This window comes from Agarivorans sp. Toyoura001 (assembly GCF_005405585.1).
Taxonomy (GTDB): domain Bacteria; phylum Pseudomonadota; class Gammaproteobacteria; order Enterobacterales; family Celerinatantimonadaceae; genus Agarivorans.
In genome coordinates, this window is record NZ_BJEQ01000007.1 from 15687 (window position 1) to 36660 (window position 20974).

Annotated in this window: 16 protein-coding genes; 7 read left to right on the plus strand and 9 right to left on the minus strand. The window is 44.2% G+C overall.

Translation table 11 applies throughout. The annotated features are described in order from the left end of the window. Nucleotides 1–9 precede the first annotated feature (9 nt). Both FFR00_RS10300 and tcdA read right to left on the minus strand, forming a co-directional pair. On the minus strand, nucleotides 10–1644 hold the full coding sequence (locus FFR00_RS10300) for a methyl-accepting chemotaxis protein (RefSeq protein ID WP_137673316.1): 1635 nt from the start codon (nucleotides 1642–1644) through the stop codon (nucleotides 10–12). A gap of 183 nt (nucleotides 1645–1827) precedes the next feature. Next, a complete protein-coding gene (tcdA, locus tag FFR00_RS10305; RefSeq protein WP_137673317.1) occupies nucleotides 1828–2601 on the minus strand; it encodes a tRNA cyclic N6-threonylcarbamoyladenosine(37) synthase TcdA in 774 nt (257 codons plus the stop codon). A gap of 152 nt (nucleotides 2602–2753) precedes the next feature. On the opposite strand from tcdA, the gene FFR00_RS10310 reads away from it, so the two are divergent. Continuing rightward, a complete protein-coding gene (locus FFR00_RS10310) occupies nucleotides 2754–3281 on the plus strand; it encodes a DUF4136 domain-containing protein (protein ID WP_137673318.1) in 528 nt (175 codons plus the stop codon). Nucleotides 3282–3327: 46 nt separating this feature from the next. On the opposite strand, the gene FFR00_RS10315 is transcribed toward FFR00_RS10310, so the two are convergent. Then, nucleotides 3328–4734 (minus strand): sensor domain-containing diguanylate cyclase, encoded by a 1407-nt coding sequence (locus tag FFR00_RS10315; protein ID WP_235836206.1) that lies wholly within the window; start codon nucleotides 4732–4734, stop codon nucleotides 3328–3330. Between the two features lie 172 nt (nucleotides 4735–4906). Here FFR00_RS10315 and FFR00_RS10320 point away from each other — a divergent pair, with 172 nt between their 5' ends. After that, nucleotides 4907–5941, plus strand: coding sequence for an acyltransferase (locus tag FFR00_RS10320; protein WP_137673320.1), 1035 nt, complete (start codon nucleotides 4907–4909; stop codon nucleotides 5939–5941). Between the two features lie 41 nt (nucleotides 5942–5982). Here the strand turns inward: FFR00_RS10320 and FFR00_RS10325 are convergent, their stop codons facing one another. Further along, nucleotides 5983–7272, minus strand: coding sequence for a hypothetical protein (locus tag FFR00_RS10325; protein WP_137673321.1), 1290 nt, complete (start codon nucleotides 7270–7272; stop codon nucleotides 5983–5985). 154 nt (nucleotides 7273–7426) lie between these two features. Here FFR00_RS10325 and FFR00_RS10330 point away from each other — a divergent pair, with 154 nt between their 5' ends. Next, nucleotides 7427–8542 (plus strand): DNA alkylation repair protein, encoded by a 1116-nt coding sequence (locus FFR00_RS10330; RefSeq protein ID WP_137673322.1) that lies wholly within the window; start codon nucleotides 7427–7429, stop codon nucleotides 8540–8542. A gap of 62 nt (nucleotides 8543–8604) precedes the next feature. Here FFR00_RS10330 and fghA read toward each other — a convergent pair whose 3' ends face one another. Together fghA and FFR00_RS10340 are read right to left on the minus strand one after the other, a co-directional pair. Beyond that, a complete protein-coding gene (gene fghA / locus FFR00_RS10335) occupies nucleotides 8605–9444 on the minus strand; it encodes an S-formylglutathione hydrolase (protein WP_137673323.1) in 840 nt (279 codons plus the stop codon). Between the two features lie 12 nt (nucleotides 9445–9456). Then, a complete protein-coding gene (locus FFR00_RS10340; RefSeq protein ID WP_137673324.1) occupies nucleotides 9457–10587 on the minus strand; it encodes an S-(hydroxymethyl)glutathione dehydrogenase/class III alcohol dehydrogenase in 1131 nt (376 codons plus the stop codon). 191 nt (nucleotides 10588–10778) lie between these two features. On the opposite strand from FFR00_RS10340, the gene FFR00_RS10345 reads away from it, so the two are divergent. Continuing rightward, a complete protein-coding gene (locus FFR00_RS10345; protein ID WP_137673325.1) occupies nucleotides 10779–11654 on the plus strand; it encodes a LysR substrate-binding domain-containing protein in 876 nt (291 codons plus the stop codon). Between the two features lie 90 nt (nucleotides 11655–11744). Here FFR00_RS10345 and FFR00_RS10350 read toward each other — a convergent pair whose 3' ends face one another. Next, complete coding sequence (locus FFR00_RS10350; protein ID WP_137673326.1) at nucleotides 11745–15137, minus strand: DUF5060 domain-containing protein; 3393 nt, start codon at nucleotides 15135–15137, stop codon at nucleotides 11745–11747. A 491-nt stretch (nucleotides 15138–15628) separates the two neighbouring features. On the opposite strand from FFR00_RS10350, the gene FFR00_RS10355 reads away from it, so the two are divergent. After that, nucleotides 15629–16582, plus strand: coding sequence for a choice-of-anchor A family protein (locus FFR00_RS10355; protein ID WP_137673327.1), 954 nt, complete (start codon nucleotides 15629–15631; stop codon nucleotides 16580–16582). 74 nt (nucleotides 16583–16656) lie between these two features. Here the strand turns inward: FFR00_RS10355 and FFR00_RS10360 are convergent, their stop codons facing one another. After that, nucleotides 16657–17691: a carbohydrate-binding protein gene (locus FFR00_RS10360; RefSeq protein WP_161985145.1), complete on the minus strand. Its 1035-nt coding sequence runs from the start codon at nucleotides 17689–17691 to the stop codon at nucleotides 16657–16659. 421 nt (nucleotides 17692–18112) lie between these two features. Between FFR00_RS10360 and FFR00_RS10365 the strand changes: the two genes are divergently transcribed. Both FFR00_RS10365 and FFR00_RS10370 read left to right on the plus strand, forming a co-directional pair. After that, the gene (locus FFR00_RS10365) at nucleotides 18113–18583 is read left to right on the plus strand and encodes a carbohydrate-binding protein (RefSeq protein ID WP_137673329.1); all 471 of its coding nucleotides are present in this window, start codon (nucleotides 18113–18115) and stop codon (nucleotides 18581–18583) included. 491 nt (nucleotides 18584–19074) lie between these two features. Further along, complete coding sequence (locus FFR00_RS10370) at nucleotides 19075–19488, plus strand: glycine zipper 2TM domain-containing protein (RefSeq protein ID WP_137673330.1); 414 nt, start codon at nucleotides 19075–19077, stop codon at nucleotides 19486–19488. A gap of 41 nt (nucleotides 19489–19529) precedes the next feature. Here the strand turns inward: FFR00_RS10370 and FFR00_RS10375 are convergent, their stop codons facing one another. Continuing rightward, a complete protein-coding gene (locus tag FFR00_RS10375) occupies nucleotides 19530–20924 on the minus strand; it encodes an SLC13 family permease (RefSeq protein ID WP_137673331.1) in 1395 nt (464 codons plus the stop codon). Nucleotides 20925–20974: the final 50 nt, after the last annotated feature.

Sequence of the window (20974 nt, forward strand, 5' to 3'; positions counted from 1 at the left end):
GCCTATTACTTAGTAAACGAAGCGTTTCAGCTGACTGGTGAAGTCGTCGGCTAGCTGATTGAGTTGGTCACTGATTTGATTCGACTCATCAACTTGTTGTGAGTTTTGCGCGGCTACATCGGCGATGCGCTCAATTAAGCTGGCTATTTCACCAGCGACGGTTGTTTGCTCTTTAGCGGCAGAGGCAATGTGCAGGTTCATCTCATTGATGCTGCCAATTGAAGTAACAATTTCTGAGAGCAGGCTTTCGGCAGTTTCTACCTGCGTGACCACTTCGTCGGTACGGCTTTGGCTTTGCTCCATAGCCGTTACTGCGTTATTGGCGCCACCTTGGATTTTTTCGAGAATGTTTTGAATCTCACTGGTGCTTTGCTGTGTTTTTTGCGCCAAAGTTCTTACCTCATCGGCTACCACTGCAAAACCTCGGCCTTGTTCGCCAGCACGAGCGGCTTCAATGGCTGCGTTTAATGCCAGCAAGTTAGTTTGTTCGGCAATGCCCTTAATGACGTCAAGCACGGCTCCAACATTGTTGGAGTCAGCTGCCAAATCTTTTACAACCTGCCCAGCATGACTAATATCGGCTACTTGGCTGTTAATGCTGGTTATCACTTCCTTCATGGCTTGAGCGCCGTTGTGCGCCGTAAGGTCAGTATTGTGGGTAGTATCTGCGGTATTGGCTGCAGTTTGCGACACTTCGTCAGCTGAGTGGGACATCTCTTGAATAGCAGTGGCCACTAAGTCTGAGCTTTCTCGCTGTTGGTGGGTGCCTTTGGCAAGGTCTTCAGACATGGTGCTTAACATGCTTGAGGAGTTATGCAGCTGCTCCCCTGACTGGGTTAAATCTGACACCGTTAACAGCAAAAACTGTTGTAGTTTTCGAGTGGCATTTGCCAGTTTACCTAGCTCATCTCCGCGTTCTAAATGAATGGTGACATTGAGTTTTCCATCGGAGAGTAAATCAATATCGTCCACCAAGGAGTTAATTGGCTTGATACATTCACGTTCCATAAAGATGAAACTAATACATATAACTAATAAGCTACTAATACCGATAATCAAAAACGTTATGGAGCTGACTTTGTGCGCTTGTATTGTGTTTTTTTCAACTAGCTCGGCGGTAACCGCTTTCAGTTTATCGCTTAATTCGGCCATCGACTTTGAAGGCGCTCTATCCATGCCTTTTACGGCTTTATCACCCACTTTAAAGTCAAAGCCTGCCGCTTCATATTCAGCTTTCCCTTTGGCATAAGCTGAACCCAGTATTTTGTGTGATGCTAGAAAGTCTTTGGCTGTGCGCGCTAATTCCGGATAGTTGGCTTCTTCAAGTTCACTCACAAGCTTGGTGACTTGCTGCTGAACTTGTTGCTGCTTATCTTGAAAACGCCCCCAATATTTTGTGTTTTGCTCGGCATCGTGGCCACGTAGCAGGACGTTTTTCCATTCTTGGATTTGGGTTTTAAATGCAATGTGGGAAAGCAGAGCAACCTCTTCAAGATGAACTTCATTGTGGGTGAGTTTGTCAAAATTGTTGGCGGTTTCTTTTAAATGAAGTGCGGTGTATATGGCCACGGCCATTAATAATACTAGTGATGCGATAAGTACTGATAATATTTTGAAGCGTAGGCTGGATTTATCCCAAGACATCTTAGCTCTCCTTTGCTGATGTTTTAAGCATAGAACAGCATCCCTAAAACACTAGATAAACCTTGGGGCCAATAGTATTTTTCGCGGTTGTTATGCTTAAAATGGATTGTAGGGAGAGCGAATAAATAATCAATTAAAAGTTGCTATTTACTTGATATTTAAAGGGTTTGTTTCGGTGGTTATTTAGGCTGCTAGTTTCTTTAATACCCGAGATACGGCGGCAAAAGCAAAACTTGCGGTAACGTGGGTTACTGCTCCAAAACCGCCACTACAGTCCATGCGCATACTGCCACCTGAATCAGGTTTTGCCATACAGGTTTCACCGTCACTACTGGGGTATATAAGTTGCTCGGTAGAGTAGACACAATCTACGCCAAATTTGCGCTTAGGGTTTTTGCTAAAATTGTAAAAACGGCGCAGTTCGTTACGTACTTTAGCGGCCAATGGATCTTGGATGGTTTTGGCTAAATCGCTGATTTGGATTTGAGTGGGGTCTATTTGCCCGCCAGCACCACCTACCGTAACCAGTTTGATCTTGTTACGTTTACAAAAAGCAATTAAGGCTGATTTGGCTTTTACACTATCGATGGCATCGATCACGTAATCAAAATCTTTGGTGATGTATTCAGCCAAATTGTCTTTAGTGACAAAATCTTCAATCTCACGACAGTCGCAGTCAGGATTAATTTGCAGAATTCGGTCGCGCATTACTTCGGTTTTAGATTGACCTATTGTGCCAGTGGTTGCGTGGATCTGCCGATTAGTATTGGTGGTGCAAATATCATCGAGGTCGATCAGGGTGATTTTACCTATTCCGCTTCTGGCTAGCGCTTCTGCCGCCCAAGAACCCACACCACCTATGCCAATGACACATACGTGAGCTTGCTGAAATGTAGCAAGGGCTGTTTGGCCATAAAGGCGGGCAATACCGCCAAAGCGTTGTTCGAATTGAGACATGATAAACCACCAATATTTTAACGGCGGCAATTATAACAAAGCGCTGAGCTGCGGTTAAGCATTAGTCATGTAAATAACGGGTAGGGTAAAATTGGCGACTTATGTTAGATTTAATTTAACGAAGTTTGCGCGATTAGCGCTTGGAGTAAACCATGTATCGCTTGTTTATTATTGCTTGTTTATCTTTTACTGCGGCAGCATGCACCATAAAACCTGCTGTTGACTACAACATAGATCAAGACTTTAGCCAATACAAAGATTTTGCCTTTGCACCGATGCCAGAAGATGCCGTAGCCAGCATTGACGGCCAGCGCATTGAGCGTGAACTGGATAGCCAACTGAAAGCCAAAGGCTTGCAGGTGGTAGAGCTTGAACAGGCCGATTTGTTAGTGGATTATCGAATAGATACTGCTACTGAGTTGGAATCTTATGGCGGTTCGTTTTCGGTAGGTGTTGGCCGCAAACACGGGGCGATTGGCGTGAGTTCGCCAGATCGTTATAAGGAACGTAAATACGGTAAGTTGGTGGTGGAGTTTTTAGATCCTGAAACCAAAGCCTTGGTATGGCGCTCTATTTCACAAAGCCAATTACGTGAAACCATGGGCCCAGAAAGCCGTGCTAAGTTCATTAATGAGCAAGTAGCTTTAATGTTAGAAAACTACCCGCCTAAAGCTAAATAATGAGTATTGCCCGCTGCATATTGACGCAGCGGGCCTAAGTACTTAGCTATTCTGCAATAACACTTCTATTTCTGCCATTTTGCTTGGCTTGGTACATCGCCTTGTCGGCACGGTCTATCAGTAAACTTGCCAGCACTTCATGGGTTTTAATCTGCGCAATACCACAGCTAATGGTCATGGTGATGAGATGGCCGTTAATGTTTAGTTCGTTGTGATTAACCGCTAGGCGGATCTTCTCTGCCACCTCTAAAGCAGCTAAGGCATCACAGTTTGGTAGCAATACAATAAACTCTTCGCCGCCCCAGCGGCAGATTACATCGGATTGACGAATATGCTTTTGGGTTAATTCGGACATTTGTTTTAGTGCAATATCGCCAACATTATGGCCGTAGTTATCATTCACTGTTTTAAAGTGGTCAATATCGAAAATAATAATCGAGCAGGGGCTATTGGCTCGGTGTTGAATATCAATTACTTGCTCTAAATGTCCTTCAAAGCTTTGTCGATTAGACATTCCCGTGAGTTTATCGGTAGAGGCCAGCGTTTCTAAATGGCGCTGGTATCGGCCCACAGTGAGGTTAGCGACAATTAAACTACACAGGGTGACCACTAGGCTAATAAACAGATTAATCCAAAGAGTTTGTCGCAACTGAGCAGTAGCAGGTAGGTCTTGCTGCTCAACAATAAGGTACCAATTAAACTCAGGAATGTAGCGCGCATTGAGATAAATCTGCGAACCATTTTCGTTAAAGCTGTATCGGCCTTCAGTGGCACTTAATATCAAGGTAGCTTGCTCGGCTAAGCCTGCGCGCTGTTTTATATTACGAGGCCCAGTAAAGCCAGAATCGCTCAAGGTGAGGTTGCCTAAAGGGTCAATAAAATAAACACTACGCTGGTAGTTTTTTTGATAGTGGCCAATCAGTTTCTTCACCGAGTCTACGCTTAGCCCAACACCGGTAACACCAATCAGCTTTTCATTAAAGTCATAGACTTTGTAGTTTACAAACACGGTAGTACGGCTTGTATCGGCAGTGTCGTAATCTATGTTTATTTCATAGTCTTGCGAGGGAGGAAGCTGGCTAACGCGGTAAAACCAAGCGTCATCAGGGTCATCAATGGACAGGCTTTTTATCACCCCATCTGGGTGATAATAGCGGCTACTACTGGCCGATACAAAGAAGCTAGTCACAGTTTGATAGCGTTGTTGAATAGTACTTAAGTAACGAATAATTGGTGCAGCGTCTGGATCGGCTTCTAAGGCCCAGTCTCGTAAAAATGTATCTTGAGCCATTAGTGATGAAATAAAAATTGGTCGCAACAAATCTTGTTGAATTTCGGAGTAAACCGTATCACTGGTAAGGGGTAAATGGGTGGTTTCGATTTGCTCTTTTAAAGAGTTATACGCCACTTGATAACTAAGCCAAGAAGTAAAGCAAAATGCGCATAGCAACATAAGTGGTAACAGCAGTAATAACTTACGTTTGTCCTTCCATGAACGGTTAATAGGCACTTGCTCTCCTTGCATTATGGCCTTTATTCAATGTTTTAGTGTAAGGTTAACGTTAGTCTTAGGCAACTCGCTTAGGCTGGCTCTAACCATTAATAATAAAAAGGTTAATGTTTTTATGGCTAACGACCAAGCTGTTCGCCCGTCCTTGTTTTACATTGAATGTTTGCGCTTTATTGCTGCTATTGCCGTGGTGGGAATTCATGTGCTCGGCCCTTATCGAGACATGGTCCCAGACTTAGCGTGGCACGAATGGCTGCCGGCTATTTCCCTCAACGCAATTAGCCGATGGGCGGTACCTATTTTTATTATGATTAGTGGTGCTTTGTTAATGTCGGATCGGCGGCCCTTTAATGTTGCTCACTATTTGCCGCGTCGTTTAGCCAAAGTGTTACTCCCTTTTTTAGCCTGGACAGTGATTTACGCCTTTGTTGGTGGTTACCAAGAAAGTGCTTGGTCTTGGGAGGCAACGGCAACGCTATTAGAAAATGCGCCGAATGAACATACTTGGTATCACCTCTGGTTTTTCTACGATTTTATCCCTCTATATTTTGTGATTCCGCTCCTCGCTCCTTTGTTATATAAAATGGATAAGCAGCGGATTCTGCTGCTGCTAGCTGCTTGGTTATTGCTGACCTTAATGCACTGGCTAAAAGTAGAAACGCCGCTACGCCAAAATATTATTTTGTATACCGGTTACCTGATTATGGGCTGGTACCTGTTTAACAACGACCAACAAGCCCATTTGAAGTTTTGGCTTGCCACTGGCGCGGCAACTCTAGCGTTTAACGTATTCGGTAGCGCCTTTTTCATTTGGCAGCAAGGCGAATACAGCAGTGTATTTATGGGTTACAAAAGCTTGAATACAGCGGTAATAGCTATGAGTTTGTTTGTATTGATTAAAGCTTATGCTGAACGAGTGCCTGACGGTTTTAGACCGTTGATTAAAATCATTTCAAAATACAGTTTCGGTATCTATTTAGTCCATCCACTTTTTCTGATTCCAGTGCGAAATCCAGATTATGGGATTTACCAATGGTTCGGCCACTCAAGCATTGCCTTGTTGGTAATTACTGTGGTGGCTTTATCTTTAGCGTTTGTGGTTAGCTGGTTGCTAACGCGTTCATCGTTAACCCGCTGGTTAGTGCCTTAAAGTGCTAATCGCCTATTTAAGTAGGCGACTAGCTAAAGGTATTAACGCTTTAAGTCAAAAGAATCATAAGAAACACGGTTGCTTGTGGTATTGATTGAGCGAGATTCGACTTGCGGCTGTAAAGCTATCCATTGATCAATTAGCTCATGGTATTCACTTTCAAAATCTGAGTAAGTTAACGCACTTCCATCAGGGCGCTTGGCGTAAGCATTAAATGCTTCTCTAAAGTCGGGGTTAGGTTGATTGAGAACATCATAGTTATATTCAGAATTTTGTTTATGGGTAACCACGTGGTACACGCCATTGTCAGCAATGTACTTAAGCACATTAATTATAAATCCCGGAGATGTGGCTTCTAAGTAACCTACTGCGATACCGTAGTGGCTATAAGCGATTGAGCCTAAAGTGCTTTCCCACTTATCGTCTAAAGGATAGCGATTGTTATGCGTGGTGGGATCGGGTATGTGCCCCATTGCGTGCTCGGCACTGCCTTCTAAAAACCAGCGATCTACTTGGCTTAAGTTAGTCACATATTGGTGCTGCACGGTATGCATCAGCTCATGCGTGACAATATAAGCCGAAGTCGGTCTGTCATCATCAGTTCTGGCTGTATAGCCAACCAGGTTACCAGTGGCCCAATAATTCGTGTTATTGAATCCGTTATTTAGGCACACAATAGGTTTTTCAGGGAGAGATTGCCCAAAAGAATCTGATAACGAGCTTGGATCTAGTTGCTCTTTTACCATTGTTATCAAATTAGCCATTTGAGATTTGTCTAAATGACGGACCTTCTGGTAAAGGTATTTTTTCTGCAAAGTCTCGTCAATAAGATCGTCGTAGTCTGTTGTTAGCTCTTCCCCGGTGATTTGTAGATATAACTGTTTTCCTTCAAAAGTACTGGCATGCTCTTGGAAAAATGTAGTCGCAACAAGATATGTTTCCAAGCTAAACGGATAGCGTTGTTGTAGCGCCAGTAAATCTGTTCCCATTCGTTGTTGTAAATCCGTTAATCCAAATTCAGTCCAGCTGGCGAAGCGCTCAAATAGTTCAGTAGAAGTATTACTTCCCCCAAAAACCATTACCTTATCAGTTTCATAATAGCGATCGTAATTTCTACATATTTTGCTGTCATACATACTTAGGGTATTCGTTGGATAGACAAAGCCGCTAGCTGCTTTTGATTTCATCACTCCGTTTACAGTAGGTAGTTCTGGTGCGGGTTCACTAGTTTGTGAATTGTTAGAGCTTGCTGAGCCTCCCCCCCCACAAGCGACGAGGGTTAGTGATAAACACACTGGGATGAGTAAGTTGGACGGGCGCAATAATTCCATTTATAGCCTCTTGATTGAGCAGTTTTGTATATTGAGATGATTAATTGTTTTTTATTCAATATATTGGTTTCTATCGTTTGTTAATAGCTACACACCGTTTAATTGTGATTAATGTCAATAGCGTGGTGGCAGTAGCGATTACTGAGGAAGTTTGATGGAACAAATGCTCATGAAAAATGGCTTAGCTGAGCCTGCATTACAGCGTATTTCAAAAGGGTTAACTGCAGTTTATCCCCAGTTTGATCGTGAGCGCTTTATGTCTTTGGTGCTAGATGGTCTTGAAGCCTTAGAGCTAAAGCAGCGGGTGACCCAAATTATTGAGGTGTTACAGCAAACCTTACCGGCTGACTTTAGTGAGACAGCAAAGATATTGTCTGAACTGCCAAAGCATTGGGATCGCGGTGACCCGGATGATAGCTTGCGTGGATTTGCTATTTGGCCAGTGACTGATTATGTTGCCGTTGCAGGGATAAATGATCCTCAACGCGCCTTGCCTGTATTAGCCCTATTAACTCCTTTGTTTAGTGCTGAGTTCGCTATTCGTCCGTTTATTGAAAAGTATCCAGAGTTAACGTGGTCGCAGTTACATGATTGGTGTGAAGATGAAGATGAGCACATCAGGCGTTTAGCCAGCGAAGGGTGCCGCCCGCGGCTACCTTGGGGGGCGCAATTAAAAGGGTTGATTGGCGATCCCACTCCTATTCTTGCTTTGCTGGATAAGCTTAAAGCAGATGATAGTTTATACGTGCGGCGCTCGGTGGCGAATAACTTAAATGACATCAGCAAAGATCACCCCGAGCAGGTGTTAGCGCTTTGCCAACGTTGGCAAAGCAAGGCCAGTGAAGAAGTGGAATGGGTGATAAAACATGCGACTCGTAGCTTGGTGAAACAAGGGCACCCTTTAAGTTTCCCCCTGTTGGGATACACCGCTAAGCCGCAGATTGAGTTGGAAGAATTTGCGTTACTTAAGCCACAAGTAAAAATGGGGGATTCGCTCACCTTTGCCTTGGCGATTCGGGCTAAGCAAGCTAAGCAAAAGTTTGTGTTAGATTTTGCGGTGCATTTTGTTAAAGCAAATGGGAAAACCGCTGCCAAGGTATTTAAGTTAAAGAACCTTAGCTTAAACAAAGATGAAATGTTTGCGATTGAAAAACAACACTCGTTTAAAGCGATCTCTACCCGCAAATATTATCCCGGTGAACACTTTGTAGCCTTGCACATCAATGGCCAAGAGATTGCGCGTTTGGGCTTTGAATTAACGCAGGACTAAAACCGCAACAAATAAAAAAGCCAAGCATAGCTTGGCTTTTTTGGCTGTATTTCAAGTGCTCGTTATAGTAAGTGCTGAGCGTGAAAGGCTAAGTGTGACTCAATAAAACTCGCAATGAAGAAGTAGCTATGGTCATAACCCGGATGCATGTTTACCTTCAGCGGGTAATTGCTTTGCTTCGCGGCGGCGATTAAGGCCTCAGGTTTTAGTTGCTCAAACAAAAACTGATCTGCTTCTCCTTGGTCAATTAAGGCCGGTACATACTGGCTAGCCTTACGCATTAGCAAACTGGCGTCGTATTGCTCCCAATGTTGTCGGTCTTGACCCAAATATGCCGTAAAGGCTTTTTGTCCCCAAGGTACTGCGCTGGGATTACAAATGGGGCTAAAGGCTGATACCGAGCTATAGCGTTGCGGATTACGCAAAGCGATTGTTAAGGCGCCATGTCCCCCCATTGAGTGGCCTGAAATCGCCCTTTTGTTGCTCACCGGAAAGCGCGACTCAATCAGTGCTGGTAACTCCTTCACAATGTAGTCGTACATTTGATAGTGCGAACTCCACGGCGCTTGGTTAGCGTTTAGGTAAAAACCGGCCCCTTGGCCCAAGTCGTAGCCGCTATCATCGGCCACATCATTGCCTCGTGGACTAGTATCGGGCGCCACAATGGCAATGCCTAACTCTGCAGCTAGACGTTGTGCGCCGGCTTTTTGCATAAAGTTTTCATCGCTACAAGTGAGCCCAGACAACCAATACAGCACGGGGACAGGCTGATTAGCACTGGCTTGTGGCGGCAAATAAATAGCAAATGTAGCCACGCCATTTAAACTGCTAGCATGGTGGCTGTAGCGTTTGTGCCAGCCGGCAAAGCTTTTGTTTTCACTGATAAGTTCAATGTCTTGCATGCCGTTTTACTCCTATTTGTCGAAGTGAATAACGGTGCGAATGCTCTTACCTTGATGCATTAAGTCAAATGCTTCATTTACTTTGTCTAAGGCCATGGTGTGGGTAATAAAGTCATCAAGCTTAAACTCGCCAGCCATGTAGCGCTCTACGTATTCAGGAAGCTCTGAACGGCCTTTTACGCCGCCAAATGCAGAGCCTTTCCATACTCGCCCGGTGACCAACTGAAAAGGTCGTGTTGATATTTCTTGGCCGGCACCGGCTACGCCAATAATCACCGACTCGCCCCAACCTTTATGGCAGCATTCTAGCGCGCTACGCATTAAGTGAACGTTGCCCACACACTCAAATGAGAAGTCCACACCACCGTCAGTCATCTCAACAATCACCTCTTGAATTGGCTTGTCGAAGTTTTTAGGGTTTACGCAATCAGTTGCGCCTAGCTTGCGGGCTAAGTCAAACTTGGACTCGTTAATGTCGATGGCAATAATGCGACCCGCTTTGGCCATTTGAGCGCCAATAATGGCTGATAAACCAATACCGCCTAAGCCAAATACCGCCACGGTATCACCGGGTTGCACGTTGGCAGTGTTGGTTACCGCGCCCATGCCCGTCGTTACCCCACAGCCTAATAAGCACACTTCTTCTAATGGGGCTTCTTGGTTAATTTTAGCCAGTGAAATCTCTGGCAGTACCGTGTATTCACTAAAGGTTGAGCAACCCATGTAGTGATAAATTGGCTCGCCATTGATAGAAAAACGGGTAGTGCCGTCGGGCATTAAACCCTTACCTTGGGTTTCACGAATTTTTTGGCACAGGTTAGTTTTACCTGATTTGCAAAATTTACACTCGCCGCACTCTGGGGTGTATAGCGGAATAACGTGATCACCCACTTTTACACTGGTGACACCTTCGCCAATGGATTCTACAATGCCGCCGCCTTCGTGGCCTAAAATGGCGGGGAAGATCCCTTCAGGATCATCGCCCGATAGCGTAAATGCGTCGGTGTGGCATACGCCAGAGGCGATGATTTTTACGCGAACTTCGCCTGCTTTAGGTGGCGCAACATCCACAATTTCCATTTTTAATGGTTGGCCTGCAGCCCATGCTACAGCCGCTTTTGATTGAATGGTTTGGGCAGTCATTGCTCTTCCTCATTGGTGTTAGTGATCGCCAGGTTGGGCGTATCTAATGCGAACATTATATTTATTTCTAGTTTGGTGATAATCTGGTTTTTTGTTAATTCACTTTTACTGTGTGGTAATAATCATTGATTGAAGTCCTGTGACTTGCTCAAGTGTATTTCCTGCAGTGTTATTTGCTTAGGTGGGTCACTATGTTCCAGTGGGACGGTATTAACGAATTTGTGGCAGTGGTTGAAACGCAGAGCTTTACAGTGGCGGCTCAACGCTTAGGTATTTCCACAGCCCAAGTTAGTCGACAAATTTCTCAGCTGGAAACTCGCTTGGCCATTAAGCTATTTTATCGCACCACTCGACGGGTCTCGGTGACCGATAGTGGTCAATTATTCTACCAACAGTGTAGGCCATTGATTGAGGGCTTGCAGGATGCTGAACGAAGTTTAAGCCAGTTACAAAACGTGCCTCGTGGCAGCTTTAGCATGACAGCACCAGTGACCTTTGGTGAGCAGCATATCGCGCCAGCAGTGAATGATTTTTGCCTGCAATATCCTGAGTTACAAGTATCGCTACAGCTAACTAATCAAAAAATTGATTTAGTTGATGAAGCTATTGATTTAGCGATACGGCTGGGTGATTTACCTGATTCAAGCATGATGGCCAAACGATTAGGTGAACGTAGCTTACATGTGTGTGCATCACCCGCATACTTGGCGCAATATGGTGCGCCCTATAGTGTTAATGAACTTACCAAGCATAATTGTCTTCAGGGAAGTGCCGAGTATTGGCGGTTTGCTGAGCAGGGTAAAAGTACTACCTTAAAAGTGAGGGGCCGTTTGCGCTGTAATAGTGGGAACGCCCTGGTAGACGCTAGCTTGAAAGGGCTGGGCATTGTGCAGTTACCCGATAGTTACGTGAAAGAGCATTTGCAATCGGGAGCATTGGTAGAGTTATTGCTGCCTTATCAAAAAGACCCTGAGGGTATTTGGGCGCTCTATCCCCATAATCGTTATTTATCTAATAAAGCCAGTTTAATGCTGTCTCACCTGCAGGCGTATTTCGCGGATGTATAAATGGTTGATGAGCTTACCTGTGCAGTAGAAGTTTACCAGTGAGTAGTATATTAAAAGTGGGCTAAGTAAGCTTAGCCCACTGAATGGAGTTTATTGCGCGCTTAGTTCTAGTGAACGCCAGCGACCACGTGCGTAGTCTGCTTGTCCGTTACTCGAAATCACTTCGCCATTAGAGGTGGAGTTAAATTCAATTTGAATCACATCACCTTGAGTTAACGAAATATCGCTCCAAGTATGTTTACTGGTTTGGTAGTTGTTTGCCGATTTAGGGTTAGTATATTCACCCACTTGTTGGCCATTGACCACTAAACGATAGTTACTCTCTCCGTCATTTTCAGTAAGCGTTGTGATAGTGATGCTATAGTCTGCGTTATCACCATTAAAGGTGTAGCGCGCTGCAGCGTACTTATCTTTATAACTCCCTGCATTTACCGCCAAAGCATTGCGAGCAATGTCTTTATAAGCAGGTACAAAACCATTCACTGTTGAGATATCAAAGCTATTTATATCTAAGACAATTTTACTCACGGGAGGTTGGCTAGGATTATCGCCACCTTGGCCATTCTCACCTAGCTCACGATTGGTGATCAGAGCGACCCAATCTTGAATGGTTTCGCTAGGTGGATTGCCAATATTAAGCGTAGTACCGCCGCTTAGGCTTAAGCCTTTGCTGAGAGCTCCACTGCGTGGGTTGTACCAGTACACTTGATAAAGGTTGTTATTGGCTAAGGTAATGTTAGTGCTGCCACCTTTACGCAAGTTAATGATGTAGTTGTTTTGCTTATCAGATAACACCCAATTGTTATTGCTTGAAGTGGCTGAATTATCTACCTCAAGGTTTTGTAGGTTTAAACCTAACTGAGCTTGCAAGACCTCTTTGAAGAAGTAGTGAACGTGACCTGTTTGTTGCCATAACTGATCAAATTCGCGTAAATCTTCTACCGCCAAGTCGTAAGCATGGCCACCGTCATTTTTTAAGTACCAAGAGAAGCCAGCACCGCCCGACATAACACTGGCCCACATCCAGTAAACACGCTGGCGAGAGCTTACATCTTGATAAGGTTTAGGTGCATGGCTACCCGAGGCTTCGGTATAGGTAACGTACCATTGTTTACCCGCTGCCGCAGATTTGTTTAACCAGCTAATGGTTTCCCCATAAACTGAGTTACGTGTTGCCGTTGCGCTAGCGTTTTCTGGAATGCTGCCATATTGAATAGTTGGGCCGCCGAAGCTTGCGTGACCTAACATATCATCGTAACGATCGTGTTGACCTGGGTAAGTATGCAGGGTAATGCCATGATTATAGGGGTCGAGATTTTGAATATAATCCGAGTAAGATTTTAACGCTGCAATTGAAGTGGCATCTTGCTCTTCGCCTAGGTTCCACTGCACTGCGGGGTGGTGGGCAAAGCGTGAGATTAACTCACGGTAATACAGCTTACGCTCTAAACCTAAACTGGCATTGTTAAGCAATGTTTCGTTTTCGGTTTCTTGAGTCATCATATGCAGCATAATGCCTTGCTGTGTCATATGTGAAAAGGCGCGTTCCCACTGGTCTAATTTACTCACATCAAAGGTGCGTTTGTTATTGCCATTTTCTTGATAAATCAACCAAGGATGGGCATCACAGCCATCACCTTTTACGGTGTTCAGCATAATGTAAGCGCTGTTTACCTGATGCGAGCCTAGGTAGTTGATTAAGCCAATTAAGCCTTTGCCTTTTTGTTGAGCGCCAGACCAGCTTGGATCACCGACTTGCCAGTCACTTTCGTGCTCAGCAAACTGGTGCAAAATGCCTTTACACGAGCCGCCGCTGCCTTTTACTGTGTTGTCAAAGTCAGCATAACCAAAGATGTTCTCTGGGCTACCCATTCCTGCTTCAATAAATACATTGCCGCTGCCGGCAAAGCGCTGATAACGTTCGCCATCTATATGCTGCAATAAACCTTGGCTACGCAAATCTTGGCTATCGGCAGTAGAGGCAGTAACCGTAAAGGTTCCCTTATTTCCATCGAAACCGGCGATTGCTTGGCCTGAATTCGCTTGGTTATCTACCGCAATGTTAGTGCCTTTACGGAAAGATACTTGGTAATCCCAGTCTCCCGTGTTTGGTGGCATAAAATAGGCGCGCCATACATCACCTTGGCCAGCGCCGCTGTCGGCAGCATCGCCTGAGGCTGCAAAGTGACCCGGTACCACAACACGCTGATTGCCTTGGCTGAAGGTGACATCAAAACGATGGTTAGTGAAGGTGGCTGTATCACTTTCATCAGCAAAGTAACCTTTACAGTTAAGCTCTACTCTATGCCATTGTTGATTTTCGCCCACTATTTCACAGGTTTTTGCTGTCGCTGTGGCAAGGGTTTCTGGCAGATTCAGATTTTGTGCTTCAGCAGTTCCCACCGAGGTATGGCGGAATACAAAGCGATCTACTTTAAAAAACTTAGAGCGGCCAGAAAGGGTAAAAGTATATGTTTCGCCAGCGTTTAAGTGATAAATAGCGTTGTGCTTAGCATGGTTTTTATCTAAACGTTTACCAGAAGCCCACACGAATTTTTTATCCGCTCCACCATAGAATTTGGTATCAGAGCTTAAAATGGCTTTAGTGGCATTACCATCGCCATCAATGGATTGATAGTTGCCATCTAATCGCACATAACCGTCGTTGGCTACGTCACTGCGGTTATCAATGGTTTCTCTCGCAACGTACATATGTAAGTGATACGTACCCGTTTGCGCAGCGGTAAAGCTGTACACCAAAGGAGAGTTAACCGGACCAGATATATAGCTGTTGCCGTTAAACTCTAAGTATCCATTGCCGGTATAGCCGCTTACATCAGATTTACGCTGCCATTCGCCTAAGTCCGATAAGGTATTCTCAGCTTCAATAATGATTAAGCCATTCAGCTCTTGATATTGGGTAGTGACCTCTGGTGCGTTATTGTCACCGCCGTTGTCGCCACCGTTATCGCCGCCGTTGTCACCGCCATTGTCACCGCCATTGTCACCACCATTGTCGCCGCCGTCATTTATATCTCGGCATGCTTCGGTTCCACACTGACAATAACTTTGCTCACTGCGTGAATTTACGCAGTCATTAGCAGTACTTCCGTGGATGATTTTACATTGAGCGGTAGTGTCACACTCGTCTCCGTAGTCCGGTTCAGGTTCCGGTAGCACAGGGCTTTGTATGTCGGCACATACGCCGTCTTCACACATGCAATAGCTTTGCGAGCTGCGGGAATTAACGCAATCGTAAGCGCTGTTGCCATAAATACTTTTACATTCAGAGGTTAAGTTACATTCATCGCTAGTTACTGCTGCCACTTGAAACGTAGCCGGTTGCGCGCTGAAACTATTAAGTAAGCGGTTTAAATCAATGCTGTCGTTGCTGGTATTTGCATTGGCAAAGAAGGAAAAAGCTAAACAAAGCAGGCTTATAAAGCCTCTCGCTTTTCCTAATAGATGTTGATGTTGTTTCACTGTGTTTTCCTTGTGTTTGTTTGTTCAACAAAGTGCAAAGAAGGCTTATCTTTTTCAGTGATAAGCCAGTCGTCTGGTCTGTAACGTTTGTACTTAGCGTTGAGTATTAAAATTGACTATTTATTATGATTTTTTTGTCAGCGAGGATTTGAGCAATTTATCACTAATCTGTCCAGTAGTAATTTACTGTTTTTATTGATTTTTTAATGTAGTTTTTAATTTGATAATACTTAAGGGAAGTGTTTTTGGTGTTTACTAGTTTAGAGTCTTGCATTTGTCGACTTTTTTTACAAAATATATTATTTCTATGTGTTCATAATAATGTACTAACTTTTAACTGTATGATAAATAAAGGCTATTACTTAGTGGTCTGATTTGTGCTTAGTGATGTGTATTGTTTGATTCACCACCGAAATGGTCGGTGAGTGACGAGTGACAGATTAGCGCGAACCCTGCGCGCCGTGTTAGTAAGATTAGGAATTAAGAAATACATGTTTAGCAGTAAAAAACATCTCATTGTAGTAGCGTCAATGCTAATGTCGGGCTTCGTTCAGGCTACCCCTCTTAGCGATTTCAACCTCATTTTAACTGGCGATTACAATTACCAAGGCGGTGAAGTAGAAGGGCGCACCTTATTAGGCGGTAATTTAAATGCGGCCGGGCATTCACCTACTTTTGCTACGCGCGAAACAACAGTACCTAATAAAGACACCGTTACTATTGTTGGCGATGTAAATGCCGGTAACATTAACCTTAATGCGGGCAGCTTAAGCTATGGTGGCAGCTACAATTTAGCGTGGAATGTTAACCTTAACGGCGGTGGTTCTAGTGTACAAAGTGTGACTGCTGGCAATCAAGTTGACATGCAAGCAGCCTTTGATGATGTTGAAACAGAATTGCGTAATGATTCAGCTTATTTCGCTAGCTTGAGCAGTAATGCAGTGTTAAACGGCAGCCAGCTATTATATAGCGGTGCAGATAGCGTGGCTGTATTTGACCTCGATTTTAGTCAAGTATTTGCTCAGAACAACTCATTGTCTTTAGATGCTGGCACTGCAGAAACAGTGGTGATTAACGTATCTGGCAGCGATGTAACTGTAGGTGGCGGGGTAAACCTTACTAACGGTTTTGGCTTACAAGCAGGCGGTATAAACATTGGTGCAGCCAATATTCTTTGGAACTTTTACGAAGCAGATTCCATTGATTTTAATAACTTAGCCACTGTTGGTTCGGTGCTCGCTTTAGATGCTGACATTACCGGCGGAGCAGTATTTGACGGTAGTGTAGCGGCTAAGAGTTATACTGGTGCTCGCGAATTTCACAGCTTTGGTTTTGACTGGACACCTCCTCAAGTACCTGCAGTGGTAAGTGAAGGTTCAACCACCATTCTATTCGCCTTTGGCTTGGTATTTTTAGCGCTGTCGCGTCGTAAAACCCGCATCTAAAAAGCACACCAACTGTTTTAAAAGCCTCGAGTTTATGCTCGAGGCTTTTTTGTTTCCGGCTTTTATTAAGCGTATTAGTTAACGGGTGTGGCCTGATAAGCGCCAGTTAAGCTATTAAAGGTGATGCGAATAGAGCCCGCGTGGTCTACTTGAATGTTGGCGCCGTTTAAGTTGGCAAAGCCATCGTTAGTGTCGTCACCAAAATTACGTGACCAATCATTGTAGATATCAAACTTAAAGTCGGTAGTGCCGTCGAAATACACCACTGTTGACCACGTGTAATCATCAATTAAGCTCATAGGTAATGAGTTCCAGCCACTCGGTTCGCCACGAAAGTACACTTGAGGATAGCGTTGCAACAGCTCACCGCGACCGAGGCTTTCACCCGTTTTGAACAGTCGATAATTTTTGCCATAGTAGTTATCAATAAACGTGTTCTGACCATCTTGGTACTCAAGATAAAACTCAAAGCGGCGGTAGTATTCAATGTACTGCTGGCCAGTCCATACACCACTTAAGCCATTGCCGTCGGCAACAGTATGGCTAAGGGTAAGATTAGTACGGTAGCTATGCTGCCAATTGGTGTCTGAGTACACCATTGTCACTTTATCTGCGTTGCCGCTGGCTAAGGCGCGGGCGGTTACGGTGATTAATGATGACTCTCGGTAGGCATCATCCAAAGCTACTGCTTGATGGGCTAAATGGGTTTGGGTAGTGGCGTCAAATTGGTAGTTTTGTTGGTTGTTATTGTCCCAATAAGTATCGCCATTGACTTGGTATTTAATGGCAAATTGAGTCGCAGATACTGAGCCTTGTAGCGGTAAGCGAAAACTAAATGCTTCATAGCCATTGCTGGTGGCGGCTACGTAAAAGGCGGGATGATCTAGCCATTGGCCATCACTAGTTTGGTAGTGTATCCACACTTGTTTGTTTGGGCCGATGTTTTTCACTTCTACCGCGCCTTCTAGCTCTGCGCTAGCAAAGCCATTCTCAAGATACGGGGTAAATTGGGCATGCCTTAGCCTAACTTCTTCGGTAGCTTGCGCGCCGCTTACGATGAATGCTAAACCTGCTGCGGCGATCTTCATTATTGTTAGTATTTTATTCATATTATCTTCCTTGCTGTATAAACCCACCATCCTTAACGCGGTGAGCAGGTTTGAATATAGCAACGGCCATCAAGCTTGCTGGGTTAATCATCATGGCGGTATGAATTGTTTCGTACTTTAGTACGAGAGGCGTATCGCTCCGCCTCATTTTGTTCAATGAGAGGGTGGGTATTTTTGAAAGTAATTCGTTTTGAGTATTAACTTTGTTAACGCTAACAAAATGTTACTTGATTTAACAATAATTACTATGCGCGAGTGCTTGATCACAAATGGCGCGGCTAAAATTTGCTGGAAAAATGAATCTATATAACCTGCAGATACGGGTTAAATTATAAGCAATGAATAGGTGCGTAGTTCTGCCAGGCTTAGGTTTTCTCCGTATTCGCCATCTACCGATATTTTATTAGAAGAGAGAAAACCTATGGTTGTTTTATTTAATAACAAGTTCGTTAAAGTGTGTTCTGTATGTGTATTGGCCTTAGCAACATTTGTTAGTGTAGCGGCCAATGCCTCTGTGAAAGTTGAAGCTGAAGATTTCACTAATCAAAAAGGCATTAAAACCGAGTCTAGCTCTGATACTGGCGGAGGTGTAAACATAGGTTACATTGAAAATGGGGACTGGGTTGAATATGCGATTGACGTGCCTGCTAGCGGCAGTTACACACTGACTGCTCGTGTTGCGAGTGCTACTGATGGTGGTCGTTTTGTGGTGTTAGCAAATGACAGTGAAAAAGCCACCGTTAAGGTTAAAAGCACCGGCAATTGGCAAGCTTGGAAAACCATTGAGTCTACCGTTATGTTAGAAGCTGGCCCGCAAACCTTACGTTTCAACTTCAAAGGCGGTTCTGGTTACTTATTCAATATGAATTGGTTTGAACTTATCGCCCAATAGTAAGTCTGGGCTAAAGGGTATTTCGCTGTTGCTCTTTGGCCTTAACACTTAACACTGTGTTTATTGGTATTTATACACACTGGTAAACTGTGACCAGTGAGCGTTTTTGCTAAATGCTAGGTTTGTTAGCCTAAACGCTTAACAAGCTGCTGGGTTAACTGGCGAACTCTATTCTCAAGCTATTCTAAACACGCATTTCTTATTTGTCGCATTGTTATCGAGTCGCCCCTCGCCAAGCTGTTTTATATTTTTCGTCCTCCCACGGCTGGCTCTATTTGTTGCAACGCCCTCATCGAAGACAAAGATGATTCAGCCTAAGTCCACGCTAGTTTTGCCTCTTAAACCAATCTCTACAAAGGGTTTGCGGTGTTTTTCACCTTTGGTTTATTTATTCGCTGTTCTATTAACTCAATTTATCTAAATATGATTATTGTTTGCGTTTATCAGTTTTTGTATAGGGTATAATTTCAAAAAAATAGCAGTGTAAGTTAATGAAAAATATAATTTTATCAATCCCCTTTTGTTTGTTGCTTAGCGCTTGTGCGTCTGAACCGATTACTGTTTTGCGCACCTCTTACGGAGAGATAATGAGCGAACAAACTGTGGCTAAGTCAAGCTCTAGCGGTTTAGCCACAATAGGTGGCGCCGCTATTGGTGGACTACTGGGTAATCAAGTGGGTGGTGGGCGTGGTAAAACAGCCGCTACCGTTACTGGGGTAGTGGTAGGGGGCGCAGTTGGTCACCAGGCATCAAAGAGTGAAGAAACTCACTACGAGTATATTGTTCACATGGACCATGGTGAAAAATTTATTCTTGAAACTAACACTCGGCGAAAAGAAATAGGCAGCCAAGTGATAGTAGAAAACTTATCTAATGGCCGAGAGCGGATTAACGTGCTGCCTTAACTATTTGCGCTAGTTATTCGGTATTTGTTGGTGCATGTCGCTTAGTGTATCCAGCCCAATAAACACCACCATAGGTAGTCTAATGGCATCAATACAACGATGGTGATACCCGCCAGTGGAATAGTAATTTTAAGTAGTTCGGTGAGTCGTTCGTTAGCTAACTGCATAGCGATAATAAGTGGCGCGACTTGGTAGGGAAAGATCACCGTAGAAAAGCCAATCACTTGAGTCATCAATACCGCGGGCAAACTAAAACCACTGGCTTCGGCAAAGTTCGCCGCCATTGGGCTTAGCACCGTAGGTACTCCTGGAATGGTAGTCACTAAACCGGTAAATGTTGAAATTAATGACAGCGACATAAAGTGCAGTAACGAACTGTTGGTTGATTCTGGCAATAGGCGACTAAAGCTGTGCCCTACATATTCACCAAGGCCAGAGCTATTAACTAAGGCCCCCAGCCCTAGAGCTGCAGCGACAAAAACAATGGTGCCGAAATCTACCGAGTTGTTAAAGGATTTAGCTGTTACCACACCCCATTTAGGCATTAGCAAAATAACCGCAGTGATTAGGCCAACCCAAGCAGGGTTAATGCCATGAATCGAGTCTGTCACCCAAAACAACAAGGTGATGGATAACAGTATGGCGACGCGTTTTTGCAGTTTGCTATCAAATTTTTCGCCTTGCTCAGAGGAGGCTATTGGCTGTGATGCTGGGAGTTCGGCAGGAAAAATGCGCAGCACCAACATCACAATCAAAATTGATTTAACAATGCCCAGAATAGGAAAGTGCAGCAGTAAATACTCAGTATAGTTAAAGCTAATATCAAACAGCGTTTCGCTGGAACCCGCCAAAATCATGTTAGGAATGTTAGCTGGCAGTATGGCAAAGCTAGGCATGTTGCAAGACAGCGCCAGTGCAGTGGCAATACCGATGCGGCCTTTACTGCCTTGAGTAAAACCCATTTGCTCAGCTAAAGCCATACCAATCGGCACTAGTACTACCGCTCGGCCAACTGAAGAAGGCATTACAAATCCCAATAGCATTGCACTAAAGACCAAACCTGCAATCAGGTGTGTATAGCTAGCGCTTAAGTGAGGAGAAATCGCTAAGGCTAGCTTCTTACCTAGGCCAGATACCGAGATCGCCGAGCCAATAATAAAACCTGAAATAATCAACCAGACAGCCGTTGAGCCAAAACCCGAAAACAAAATATCACTGGGAATTAACTTAAACGTGGCGGCTAGTGCAAAAAACAATAATCCGGTTAGAAATGGGGGAATAGCGCCTGTGCTCCATAGCGCTAGCGTAATCATTACCAGCGCAGCACTATAAGAAAACAGCGCGGGGTAACCTTGCAGCGGAGATACTACAATCCAACATGCAGCGATAAAGGCGAGTAATAATGCTGACTGTTTAATGCTGAATTTACTGTCCATGTGTTGTTTCCGATTAAAGGCTATGAAATTAAACTTGAACTGAATGTGTT

Coding starts and splice junctions, on each gene's coding strand:
- FFR00_RS10300 (WP_137673316.1), bottom strand. CDS start 1,644: ATGTCTTGGGATAAATCCAGCCTACGCTTCAAAATATTATCAGTACTT.
- tcdA (WP_137673317.1), bottom strand. CDS start 2,601: ATGTCTCAATTCGAACAACGCTTTGGCGGTATTGCCCGCCTTTATGGC.
- FFR00_RS10310 (WP_137673318.1), top strand. CDS start 2,754: ATGTATCGCTTGTTTATTATTGCTTGTTTATCTTTTACTGCGGCAGCA.
- FFR00_RS10315 (WP_235836206.1), bottom strand. CDS start 4,734: ATGTTGCTATGCGCATTTTGCTTTACTTCTTGGCTTAGTTATCAAGTG.
- FFR00_RS10320 (WP_137673320.1), top strand. CDS start 4,907: ATGGCTAACGACCAAGCTGTTCGCCCGTCCTTGTTTTACATTGAATGT.
- FFR00_RS10325 (WP_137673321.1), bottom strand. CDS start 7,272: ATGGAATTATTGCGCCCGTCCAACTTACTCATCCCAGTGTGTTTATCA.
- FFR00_RS10330 (WP_137673322.1), top strand. CDS start 7,427: ATGGAACAAATGCTCATGAAAAATGGCTTAGCTGAGCCTGCATTACAG.
- fghA (WP_137673323.1), bottom strand. CDS start 9,444: ATGCAAGACATTGAACTTATCAGTGAAAACAAAAGCTTTGCCGGCTGG.
- FFR00_RS10340 (WP_137673324.1), bottom strand. CDS start 10,587: ATGACTGCCCAAACCATTCAATCAAAAGCGGCTGTAGCATGGGCTGCA.
- FFR00_RS10345 (WP_137673325.1), top strand. CDS start 10,779: ATGTTCCAGTGGGACGGTATTAACGAATTTGTGGCAGTGGTTGAAACG.
- FFR00_RS10355 (WP_137673327.1), top strand. CDS start 15,629: ATGTTTAGCAGTAAAAAACATCTCATTGTAGTAGCGTCAATGCTAATG.
- FFR00_RS10360 (WP_161985145.1), bottom strand. CDS start 17,691: ATGAATAAAATACTAACAATAATGAAGATCGCCGCAGCAGGTTTAGCA.
- FFR00_RS10365 (WP_137673329.1), top strand. CDS start 18,113: ATGGTTGTTTTATTTAATAACAAGTTCGTTAAAGTGTGTTCTGTATGT.
- FFR00_RS10370 (WP_137673330.1), top strand. CDS start 19,075: ATGAAAAATATAATTTTATCAATCCCCTTTTGTTTGTTGCTTAGCGCT.
- FFR00_RS10375 (WP_137673331.1), bottom strand. CDS start 20,924: ATGGACAGTAAATTCAGCATTAAACAGTCAGCATTATTACTCGCCTTT.